Origin of the sequence: Stenotrophomonas capsici, assembly GCF_034961085.1 — a bacterium.
Classification (GTDB): domain Bacteria; phylum Pseudomonadota; class Gammaproteobacteria; order Xanthomonadales; family Xanthomonadaceae; genus Stenotrophomonas; species Stenotrophomonas capsici.
Map to the genome: position 1 here is coordinate 1 of NZ_JAYFUH010000044.1, position 10641 is coordinate 10641.

Consider the following 10641-nt stretch of genomic DNA (forward strand, 5'->3'; position numbering starts at 1 on the left):
CGCGCTGCGCACGCTGACGCAGTTCGCCGGCCGCCTGATCCGCACCTCGACCGACACCGGGCGGGTGGTCATCCTCGACTCGCGGCTGCTGACGCGCCGCTATGGCAAGCGCATCATCGACGCGCTGCCGCCGTTCAAGCGGGTGATCGGCTAGCCGCCGAAAGATGAAAAGCCCCTCTCCCGCAAGCGGGAAATGGGTTGGGGTGAGGGTCCGCACACCCGCCTCGTACTCTCCTCTTCTACCGATATCCATCCCATGCCCGACTTCACCGCGACCTTCCCTTGGGAAACCCAGCTGCAACGCCTCCAGCACCACGACCCCGCACTGGCGTCGTTGGCGCTGTTCGACGCCGACGGGCTGACCGAAGTCGGTCGTGCGCTGGAGCAGGTGCTGCAGGCCGGACAGGCACTGGCCAGGTGCGGCGTGGACGTGGGCCTGGTCGCCGACGAGCTGCGTCGCTACCAGAAGTTCGCACCGCCCGGACGCCCGTCACTGCAGATCGTGCAGTTGCGTCGGCAGCAATCGACGGTGCAGCAGGCGCAGCGGGTGGCCAGGCAGGCCTTCATCCGTCATGCCGATGCGCTGGCACGCGTGCTGGCGCTGCAGGTGCCGGCGAAGCTGGGGACGGTGGTGGTGGTCGAGCGTTGGTTGCAGGCGCGACTGGGCTGATCGGTTTCCTGCTTGGACACGCCGCTGCCGTTGCGTGAACAAGGCGAGCAGACGGGCGCAACCGCAACCACCACCGCCCTGCTCAGTGCCACAGGCCCAGGACCAGGCCGAACAGCACGAACTGCACCGTGTGGTAGCCGCCGTCGATCAGCCACAGCGCGGTACTGCGCTGGGCGAACTGGTAGTTGATGCCGAAACTCGCCGCGACCATCCCCAAGCCCACCACCAGGCCGCTCAGCACGGCGTGCGGCAGCGGCGGTGCCGGGCCCAGCCACCACGCGAATGCGAACGCGGCCACCAGCGAGAACACGAAGCTCACGCCGAACACCTTGGCCGGGTGTCCCTGCGGCACGTCGCCACCGTTCTCCCGGTTCCATGCACGGCCGAGCAGCGCCGGTGAGTACCACAAGCCTCCCAGCACGAAGCTGGACACGGCGGCCAACACCACGGCGTAAACGTTCATGCGATTCCCCCTCCCCGGACGATGCCCGCATCGTATCCGCATGCGCGGGCCAACAGCGGGGCTGCAGGCGGTCCGCGGGTAAAAAAAAGGGCCGGTGGCATGCCACCGGCCCTTCCTGTTCCCTGGCGGTGCCCGGGATCAGGCCTCCAACGCCGCCGCCGGCCCGAAGAACTCGTAGCGGCTCTGTGCGTCCGGCACGCCCACGTCGCGCAGCAGCTTCTTCACCTGGGCCATGAACGGCTTCGGGCCCAGGAAGTACGCGTCCACGTTGCCTTCGGCCGGCAGCCACTGCTGCAGCAGTTCGCGGCTGAGCAGGCCTTCGGCATCGGCGGCATCGCCCGGCAGCGCCTCGCTGTAGCAGGTGTAGCTGCGCAGCTGCGGGTGCTGCTTCTGCATGTCGGCGATGAACTGGCGGAATGCATGCACCTGGCCGTTGCGCGCGCAATGGATGAAGTGCACCGGGCGGCCGCTGGCCAGCGCCTGCTCCAGCATCGGCAGGGTCGGGGTGATGCCCACGCCACCGCTGATCAGGGCGATCGGGCGGTCACCGGCCACCAGCGTGAAGTCGCCGGCCGGGGCGAACAGCTCCAGCGCGTCGCCGAGCTGCACGTTGTCGTGCAGGTGGTTGGACACCTTGCCGCCGTCCTCGCGCTTGACGCTGATGCGGTAACTGCGGCCATTGGGCACGGCCGACAGCGAGTAGTTGCGGCGCACTTCCTGGCCATCGATCTGCAGGCGCATGCCGATGTACTGGCCGGGCTGGAAGTCCACCACCGCGCCGCCGTCGACCGGCTGCAGATGGAAGGAAGTGATCTCGGCGCTTTCGCGGACCTTGTCGACCACCTGGAACATGCGCCCGCCGCGCCAGCCGCCCGGTGCCTGCTCGTTGGCCGCGTACACCGATTCCTCGGCGCCGATCAGCAGGTCGGCCAGCATCTGGTAGGCGGTGCCCCAGGCATCGATGATCTCGTCGGTGGCGATCTCCGGCCCCAGCACCTCGCGGATCGAACGCAGCAGGTAGTGGCCGACGATCGGGTAGTGCTCGGGCAGCACCTGCAGGGCGACATGCTTGGCCACGATCTGGCCGACCAGCGGGCCCAGCGCCTCCAGCCGGTCGATGTGCTTGGCGTACATCAGCACCGAGTTGGCCAGCGCACGCGGCTGGTCGCCGCTGGACTGGTGGGCCTGGTTGAACAACGGGCGCGCCGCATCGCTCTCGGTCAGCATCAGGCCGTAGAAGTGCTTGGTCAGGGCTTCACCGCCGGTTTCCAGCAGGGGAACGGTGGCCTTGATCAGGTCGCGCTGTGCAGCAGTCAACATGGGTGTTTCTCTTTCTGCTTGGGGTACCCTGTGGGTTCCATATTTCGTGCCAGCTTTTCTGTATATGAAAATCAATAACTTGGCTGGTATACGGGTTGAAACGACCCGGTTCGATACGGGTCGAAATGACTCTTGGGTGTCGAAATGACCTGCAACCCCTTCATGTCGGGGATCATCCCGCTGGTTGACGACCTGGCCCGCGACGACCTGGCCGATGTCGAGCGCTATGGCCGGTTGCTGCGGGTGTTGCGGCAGCTGTTGCCCAGCGATGCGGTGGCGCTGCTGCGGCTGGAGGGCGAACAGGCGGTGCCGCTGGCGGTGGAAGGGTTGAGCACCGACACGCTCGGTCGCCGCTTCCGGCTGGACGAGCACCCGCGGCTGGCGGCGATCCTGCAGGGGCAGGGCACGGTGCACTTCGCCGCCGACTGCGGCCTGCCCGATCCCTACGACGGCCTGGTCGAGTCGGTGCACGGCCACCTGGAGGTGCATGACTGCATGGGCTGCGCGCTGTACATCGATGGCCGCCCGTGGGGCATGCTGACCATGGACGCCCTCACCCCCGGCCAGTTCGAGCAGATCCAGCGCGACCGGCTGGAAGCCTTCGCCAGCCTCGCCGCGGCCACGGTAAAGGCCGGCGAACGGATCGGCACGCTGGCGGCCCGGTTGAGCGAGGAGCAGGCGCTGGCCGAAACCTGGCGTGCGGCGGCCGGGCAGCGCACGCCACCGGAGGTGGTGGGGCAGAGCGCGGCCTTCAAGGCGCTGCGCAAGGAGATCGCGCTGGTCGCGCCCAGTGACCTGAGCGTGCTGATCAGCGGCGAGACCGGCGTCGGCAAGGAACTGGTGGCGCGCGGCATCCATCGCCAGTCCGCGCGCAAGGACAAGCCGATGGTGGTCATCAACTGCGCCGCCCTGCCCGATGCACTGGTGGAAAGCGAACTGTTCGGCCACGTGCGCGGCGCGTTCACCGGCGCGGTGGGCGAGCGGCGCGGCAAGTTCGAACTGGCCGATGGCGGCACGCTGTTCCTGGACGAGGTCGGCGAGCTGCCGCTGGCCAGCCAGGCCAAGCTGCTACGCGTGCTGCAGAGCGGGCAACTGCAGCGGGTGGGCTCGGACCGCGAGCACCAGGTGGACGTGCGGGTGATCGCCGCCACCAACCTGGACCTGGCCGACGCGGTGCGGCAGGGGCGTTTCCGCGCCGACCTGTACCACCGCCTGGGCGCCTATCCGCTACGGGTGCCGCCGCTGCGCGAGCGCGAGCGCGACGTGCTGCTGCTGGCGGGCTTCTTCATCGAAGAGGCGCGTTCGCGGATGGGCCTGCGCAGCCTGCGCCTGTCCGCCGATGCCCAGGCCGCGCTGCTTGGCTACGACTGGCCGGGCAATGTGCGGGAACTGGAGCATCTGATCGGTCGTGCAGTGCTGCGCGCGCTGGCAGCCAGCGGCACGGTGCGCCCGCGCATCCTCACCGTCGATGCGGCGGCGCTGGAGTTGCCGGTGCACAGCGATGCCAGCGTGCAGGCCCCGGCCGGTGCCGGACAAGCGCTGCAGGCCGAGGACCTGCGCAAGGCCGTGGATGATTTCCAGCGCCAGCGCATCGCCGCCACGCTGGAGCGCACGGCGGGCAACTGGACCGAGAGCGCGCGCCTGCTGGGGTTGGATCGGGCCAACCTGAATCGCCTGGCCAAACGCCTGGGGCTGAAGTAGCCGGGGTTGGGGTTTGAAGGGCTTGCCGGTGGCACTTGCCCCTTTCCCCTATGCCTGCCGCACAAGCGAGGGGCAATTGCGGTACTGCAGTGGACCGGCCGTTCGCATGGACGACCCCCTGCCTTGTGCCGCAGGCAGGGGTGAGGGGAAGCCAGTGCGCCCGGCGTCGTCCCCGTTGCTCAGCCTTCCTCGTCTTCCGGGCGGTTCAATGCCGCGGTCATCGCCGCGGCGTCCTCGCGCGCGAGGAACAGGTATTCCAGCTCGCAGCCGCCGAACTTGTCTTCCAGTTCGTGCATGCGCACCGGGTGGCTGCCGAAGCGGTAGTGCGTGCTGCCGTCATCGGCATCGATGGCGTACACGCCGAAGGACGGCGGATTGGTCAGCGTGCCTTCCAGCTTGACGGATGACGGGTCGATGGCGCGCTGGATGAGGGCTTCTTGGTCGATCATGGGGGGACGGTAGGGCTGGGGGTCGTGATTTCGGGTGAAGTGGAATCTCTGGCGCGTTCTGCGTCAATGCTTCTCGTGCTTCCAGTTGCGGTGCTTGCCATCGGATAACCACGCGATGGCCTGGGTGATGCGTTGTTGCCGGGTGGTTTCGCGCTTGGCCTCGCCGATCCACTCCAGGTAGTCGCGCTGGTAGCCGGGGGCGAAGCCGTCGAAGGCGGCCTGGGCCTGTGGGGCCGCGGCCAGCGCCTGGGCGAAGGCCGGCGGTATCGGCAGGGCGGCCCGCGGCGTACGCCGCGGGGCCTTCACGCCGCTGTCGATGCGGCGCATGCCCTCGCGCAGTTGCGCGGCGAACGCGCGCTTGTCCGGCAGGTCCCGGGCGTGCTGCAGGCGCCCGTACTGGCCCATGGCCTCGGTGTTGTCGCCCGGGCCGGCCTGGCGTTGCCAGAAGCCCAACGTGGCATGCGCCTTGAAAGCGGCCATCCCGCACAGCAGCTTGCCCTTGTACAGGAAGCTGGGCATGCCCCACTTGATGGCTTCCTCGGCCTGGCTGCAACCGGCGTGCACGCGTGCCCGGATCTCGCGCAGGATGGGTTGCGCGAAATCGGCGGCGTTGGCGATGTAGGCGTCGACGCGGGGATCGGGGGACATGACGGGGCCTCGGATGCGCGAAGCCTGCCGTCAGTCGGCCGGCAAAACAAGCCCGCCGATGCGGCGGGCTCGTCAACGGCCTGTTTGGGTACGGTCAGGCGCGGCGTAGGCGCCGTGCCAGGCCACTGCACAGCGCGATGAAGGCGGTGAACACGGCCATCGACAGGAACTGCAGGCGGGTCTCCGGGGTGCTCAGCAGCAGCGCGAAGATCAGCGCGAGGATGGCCAGCGCCAGCAACGTCAGGTAGGGGAAACCGGCCATCCTGAATGGCAACGGGGTGCCGTTGCGTTCGGCGCGGCGGCGCAGGATCAACTGCGAGACCAGGGTCAGGGTCCACACCAGCAGGCAGGTCGAGCCGACCACGTTGAGCAGCACCGGCAGCACCTTGTCCGGGTACAGCAGCTCCAGCACGGTCGCGCCGAAACCGAACAGCACGCTGGCCAGCACCGCGATCAGCGGCACCTGGCGGGCGTTGGTGCGGCCCAGCCAGCGCGGTGCTTCGCCACGCGAGGCCAGCGAGTACATCATCCGCGAGGCACCGTAGAGGTTGGCATTGAGCGCCGAGAGCAGGGCGATCACCGCGATCAGCGTGATCGCGGTGGCCGCGCCGGGGATGTTGGCCACCTGCAGCACCGCGGCGAACGGGGAGCGCAGCGCATCGCTGGTCCATGGCACCACGGCGATGATCACGCCGATCGAGCCGATGTAGAACACCAGGATGCGCCAGGCCACGGTGCGGATGGCGCGGGCCAGGCTGCGCTCCGGGTCCTGGGTTTCGGCCGCGGCGACGGCCACGATCTCGGTGCCGCCGAAGGCGAACACCACCACCAGCAAGGCCGCGCCGATGCCGGCCAGGCCCTTGGGCATGAAGCCGCCATGGCCGGTGATGTTGGACAGGCCCGGCGATGGCACGTTGGGCAGCAGCCCGCACAGCAGGGCGATGCCGATCAGGATGAAGCCGATGATCGCGCCGACCTTGAGGATGGCGAACCAGAACTCGAACTCGCCGTAGTTGCGCACGCCCATCAGGTTGATGATGGTGAACACCACCATGAAGGCCAGCGATACCAGAGGCACCGACAGCTCCGGCCATATCGTCTTGAGCAGGCCGGCCGCGCCAACCGATTCGGCGGCGATCACCACCACCAGCTGCGCCCACCACAGCCAGCCCACGGTGGCACCGGCGGTCGGGCCGAGCGCGTCGGCCGCGTAGACCGAGAACGCGCCGCTGGTGGGGCGCGCGGCGGCCATCTCGCCCATCGCGTGCATCATGATGATCACCAGGGTGCCGGCGACCAGGTAGGAGATCAGCACGGCCGGGCCAGCGGCGTGGATGCCGACGCCCGAGCCCAGGAACAGGCCGGCGCCGATGGCGCTGCCCAGTCCCATCATGATCAGCTGGCGCGGCTTGAGCGCGCGTTCCAGATTCTGCGACGGCGCACTGGCCGGGGCGGTGGAATTGGCGGACATCTGAACGATCTGGTGTAGAGAAGTGCGACACCTTACCGCGTTCGATTGTCATCGTGTCTGTCCATCGCGCCCGCCACGGCCCGCTGCCAGTAGGATGGACATCCCGGCGCCCCGATGTGCGCCTGCAGCAATGGATGACGGATGCGCGGCCTGGATTTCAGCTCGTGGCAGGGCCTGCTTTCCACCTTGGTGGGCCTGGCGATCATCACCCTGATCGGCGTGGGCATCCGCCTGCTGGTGATGCAGGTAGTGCAGCAGAAGCGCGAAGCAGCCAACCGGCAGATCAACGAGCGGCTCAAGACCTTGATCGCCGCCTACAAGACCTTGGGTGGTTCCTTCACCGGTGACCTGTCGGTGGACCCGATCCACCTGCGCGAGATCCGCCGACGCGCCTCCGGGTTGGCACAAGGCCAGGCCACCCCCAATGCCGAGGGCGCGCTGTTGCTGCCGCCGATCGATGGCGGCGAGGCCGGCGACCGGGCGCGGCGCATCCGCGATGCGGTGGAGGCGGCCCTGTCGGACGTCATCCTGCTCGGCACCGAGGAACAGGTGCGGTTGGCGGCGCGCGCGGCCACCGACATGGTCCAGGGCCGGCCGATCCATACCGCGGCACTGGTGGTGTCGCTGCGCGACTTCATCCGGGGCGTGCTCGACCTGGACACCATCCCGGCCAGCGTGGCGATCCCGCAGCAGGGGCCGGCGCGCCCGACCTCCAGTGGCGGTGGCGGAAAAGGTGGCGGCAAGGACAAGGAGGGTGCGGCCGGCGGCGCAGGCAAGGGTGGCGGTGGCGGCATGGGCGGCATGGGGGCCGGCGTGGGCATGGGGGCGGGGCTCGGCTATGGCGCCGGGCGCGGCGGCGAGGAGGAGATGTCGTAGCGGGCGTGCGGTGTCCGCGATCGACAAAATGACTGGTCGGTGCCGTAGTGAGGCCTGGCCGATCAGCAGCGCGAACGCCAGCGAGGCGTGCTCCATGCCCCCGGCAGGGCGCCATTGCCATCGGGTCAGCGGGGGCATGCCGGTGAAGGGGGCCGTGCTCAGGCGATGCGCTCGACCCGGCACCGCTGGCACAGCGGGTAGCTGTCCAGCAGCGGCGTGATGGCCGCGTGCATGCGATCGAAGCTGTCGCCGTACATGTACAGCGCGGTTTCGGTGGGGCCCTGCCAGTGGCTGTTGAGCATGCCCACGCCTTCCAGGCGGCGCATGCATTCCTCGTGGACGTGGTTGATGTCGCAGGTCTGGTAGACCTCGGCGGGCAGGTCGGTGCCATTGAGGTACAGGCCCAGGCCCTGGTGCACGCCAAATGGAATGCGTGGGCCACCGCCGGGCAGGCTGATGCTGGAGCCGACCGGGGCCAGCATCGCCTCGAACAGGCGCCGGATCAGGAGCACGCTGTCACCGCCCAGGTCATCCACCCGGATCCGCAGGTCGCAGTTGGCCACTTCGCCGCTGGACGCCAGCAGGGTGCCGCCGCCGATCACCTCGGCACGGATGCCGTGAAGCTGGCAGGCATCGTTGAATGCGTCCTCCAGCTCTGTCCGGTGGACCGGTTGAAGGCGTGCGTTGAGGGTGACCGTGATCGTCCCGCGCGCGCCGGTGTTGCCTTGGGTTCCCTGCATTACCGCACCACTCCTGACTGCCTGGGCGGGAGCGGCGCCGGCATCGACCGACGCGCCCCCGTGGCCAAGTATCCGCAGCCCGGTGTGCAGGCCCGGTGTGCAGGGGCTGGCTGCGCTGGGCAGGGGCGGGCCGGCCACCGAGCAAGGGCATGGAAGCGAGCGAGAGGCCCGGTGAGCGTGCGCCTGCAGCAATCCTCCGTGCCCGATTGAACTACCTTATCCCTACCTTCCGCGCGCGGATGCGCCTTCCAGAGACCGTAATGAGCCTGAAGACCCTGAACCCCTACGATTTGTTCGATGTGCGTTCGTTGCTGAGCGAGGAAGAGCGCGCCGTGCAGGATTCGGTCGCCCGCTTCACCGACGAGCGCGTGTTGCCGATCATCGGCGACTGCTTCGACCAGGGGCGTTTCCCGAACGAACTGATCCCCGAGATCGCCGAGATGGGCCTGCTGGGCAGCACGCTGCCGGAGCAGTACGGCGGCGCCGGGCTGAACGGTGTCAGCTACGGCCTGATCTGCCAGGAGCTGGAGCGCGGTGATTCGGGCCTGCGCAGCTTCGTGTCGGTGCAGAGCTCGCTGTGCATGTACCCCATCTACGCCTACGGCTCGGAAGAGCAGCGCCTGCGTTGGCTGCCGGACATGGCGCGCGGCAAGGTGATCGGCTGCTTCGGCCTGACCGAGGCGCACGGTGGCTCGGACCCGGCCAGCATGAAGACCCGCGCGGTGAAGGATGGCGGGGACTGGGTCATCAACGGTTCGAAGATGTGGATCACCAACGGCTCGGTGGCCGACATCGCCATCGTCTGGGCCAACACCGAGGAGGGCGTGCAGGGCTTCGTGATCGAGAAGGGCACCCCGGGCTTCACCGCCCAGGAGATCAAGCACAAGATGAGCCTGCGTGCCTCGGTGACCGGCGCCCTGTTCTTCGACAACGTGCGCGTGCCCGATGCCAACCGCCTGCCCAACGTGAAGGGCCTGAAGGGGCCGCTGGGCTGCCTGACCCAGGCCCGCTACGGCATCACCTGGGGCCCGCTGGGCGCGGCCATCGCCTGCCTGGACGAAGTGCTGGCCTACACCAAGGAGCGGATCCTGTTCGGCCGCCCGGTCGCGGCCACCCAGAGCGCGCAGATCAAGATGGCCGACATGGCCCGTCGCATCACCACCGGGCAGTTGCTGGTGCTGCAGCTTGGCCGCCTGAAGGACGCCGGGCAGATGCAGCCGCAGCAGGTGTCGCTGGCCAAGTGGAACAATTGCCGCCTGGCCATCGACATCGCCCGCGAGTGTCGTGACCTGCTCGGCGGTGCCGGCATCACCACCGAGCACGGTGCGATCCGGCATGCCCTGAACCTGGAATCGGTGATCACGTACGAAGGCACCGAGACCGTGCACCAGCTGGTGATCGGCCGCGAGTTGACCGGCATCAACGCGTTCTGAACGCGCGCGCTGCGTGACACGGACGGCCGGCCCTGCCGGCCGTTTCCATGTCTGGCTGACAACGGCGGTCACACCCACCTCGGCCCCGCTCGCCTACCATCGGTGACAATGGGCGCGCCTGGCACACGTGGCCAGGCGTATTTCACTCCTGTTGGCAGCACCGAGAACCCGTGAAGACACCCCCCCAACTCCAGGTCCTGATCGACGATGGCGTCATCGACGAAGTGTTGCGCCCACTGAAGAGCGGCAAGGAGGCGGCGGTCTACGTCGTGCGCAGCGGCGATGACGTGCGCTGCGCCAAGGTCTACAAGGACATGGCCCAGCGCAGCTTCCAGCAGCGCGTGCAGTACCAGGAAGGGCGCAAGGTGCGCGGCAGCCGCGAGGCGCGCGCGATCGGCAAGGCCAGCAAGTACGGCCGCAAGCAGCAGGAAGTGGCGTGGAAGAACACCGAGGTCGACGCGCTGTACCAGCTGCGCGAGGCCGGCCTGCGGGTGCCCGAGCCGTACGGGTATTTCCACGGCGTGCTGGTGATGGAACTGGTCACCGACGCCGAGGGCTTCAGCGCCGCGCGCCTGGGCGAGGTGGAACTGGCCGCCGAACAGGCCCGCCAGTTCCACGCGGTGCTGGTGCAGCAGGTCAAGCTGATGCTGTGCTGCGGCCTGATCCACGGCGACCTGTCGCCCTACAACGTGCTGGTCGGCCCGGATGGCCCGGTGGTGATCGACTTCCCGCAGGTGGTCAGCGCCGGCGGCAACAACGCCGCGCGCACCATGCTGCTGCGCGACGTCAACAACCTCACCGCCTACCTGGGGCGCTCGGCGCCCGAATTGCTCGATACCTGGTACGGCGAGGAGATGTGGGAGTTGTTCC

The 10641-nt window shown here is 68.5% G+C and carries 12 protein-coding genes; 6 read left to right on the forward strand and 6 right to left on the reverse strand.

Annotated features, from left to right (window positions below):
- Both VA603_RS01440 and VA603_RS01445 read left to right on the forward strand, forming a co-directional pair.
- Positions 1 to 154: helicase C-terminal domain-containing protein (locus tag VA603_RS01440; protein WP_323437737.1), on the forward strand; the 154-nt coding region annotated here is incomplete at its 5' end.
- Between the two features lie 102 nt (positions 155 to 256).
- Positions 257 to 670, forward strand: a complete 414-nt coding sequence (locus tag VA603_RS01445) for a hypothetical protein (protein WP_132863723.1) — start codon at positions 257 to 259, stop codon at positions 668 to 670.
- A gap of 82 nt (positions 671 to 752) precedes the next feature.
- On the opposite strand, the gene VA603_RS01450 is transcribed toward VA603_RS01445, so the two are convergent.
- Together VA603_RS01450 and hmpA are read right to left on the reverse strand one after the other, a co-directional pair.
- Positions 753 to 1133, reverse strand: a complete 381-nt coding sequence (locus tag VA603_RS01450) for a DUF1761 domain-containing protein (protein ID WP_207911789.1) — start codon at positions 1131 to 1133, stop codon at positions 753 to 755.
- Positions 1134 to 1271: 138 nt separating this feature from the next.
- A complete protein-coding gene (hmpA, locus tag VA603_RS01455; RefSeq protein ID WP_132863720.1) occupies positions 1272 to 2453 on the reverse strand; it encodes an NO-inducible flavohemoprotein in 1182 nt (393 codons plus the stop codon).
- A gap of 162 nt (positions 2454 to 2615) precedes the next feature.
- Between hmpA and norR the strand changes: the two genes are divergently transcribed.
- Positions 2616 to 4154 carry a nitric oxide reductase transcriptional regulator NorR gene (gene norR, locus VA603_RS01460; protein WP_323437731.1) on the forward strand — a complete coding sequence of 513 codons (1539 nt, stop codon included), beginning with the start codon at positions 2616 to 2618 and terminating at the stop codon, positions 4152 to 4154.
- Between the two features lie 179 nt (positions 4155 to 4333).
- Here the strand turns inward: norR and VA603_RS01465 are convergent, their stop codons facing one another.
- From VA603_RS01465 to VA603_RS01475, 3 genes are all read right to left on the reverse strand, one after another.
- On the reverse strand, positions 4334 to 4603 hold the full coding sequence (locus VA603_RS01465; protein WP_132863716.1) for a hypothetical protein: 270 nt from the start codon (positions 4601 to 4603) through the stop codon (positions 4334 to 4336).
- A 63-nt stretch (positions 4604 to 4666) separates the two neighbouring features.
- Positions 4667 to 5251: a YdeI/OmpD-associated family protein gene (locus VA603_RS01470; RefSeq protein ID WP_323437732.1), complete on the reverse strand. Its 585-nt coding sequence runs from the start codon at positions 5249 to 5251 to the stop codon at positions 4667 to 4669.
- A gap of 94 nt (positions 5252 to 5345) precedes the next feature.
- Positions 5346 to 6722: an amino acid permease gene (locus VA603_RS01475; RefSeq protein ID WP_132863713.1), complete on the reverse strand. Its 1377-nt coding sequence runs from the start codon at positions 6720 to 6722 to the stop codon at positions 5346 to 5348.
- Between the two features lie 141 nt (positions 6723 to 6863).
- Here VA603_RS01475 and VA603_RS01480 point away from each other — a divergent pair, with 141 nt between their 5' ends.
- Complete coding sequence (locus VA603_RS01480) at positions 6864 to 7598, forward strand: hypothetical protein (RefSeq protein WP_323437733.1); 735 nt, start codon at positions 6864 to 6866, stop codon at positions 7596 to 7598.
- Positions 7599 to 7756: 158 nt separating this feature from the next.
- Here the strand turns inward: VA603_RS01480 and VA603_RS01485 are convergent, their stop codons facing one another.
- Complete coding sequence (locus VA603_RS01485; RefSeq protein ID WP_323437734.1) at positions 7757 to 8338, reverse strand: hypothetical protein; 582 nt, start codon at positions 8336 to 8338, stop codon at positions 7757 to 7759.
- A gap of 260 nt (positions 8339 to 8598) precedes the next feature.
- Between VA603_RS01485 and VA603_RS01490 the strand changes: the two genes are divergently transcribed.
- Both VA603_RS01490 and VA603_RS01495 read left to right on the forward strand, forming a co-directional pair.
- Entirely contained in the window at positions 8599 to 9771 is a 1173-nt protein-coding gene (locus VA603_RS01490; RefSeq protein WP_323437735.1) for an acyl-CoA dehydrogenase family protein, read from the forward strand.
- A 170-nt stretch (positions 9772 to 9941) separates the two neighbouring features.
- Positions 9942 to 10641 (forward strand): PA4780 family RIO1-like protein kinase (locus tag VA603_RS01495; RefSeq protein WP_323437736.1); only part of this gene is annotated, 700 nt, incomplete at its 3' end.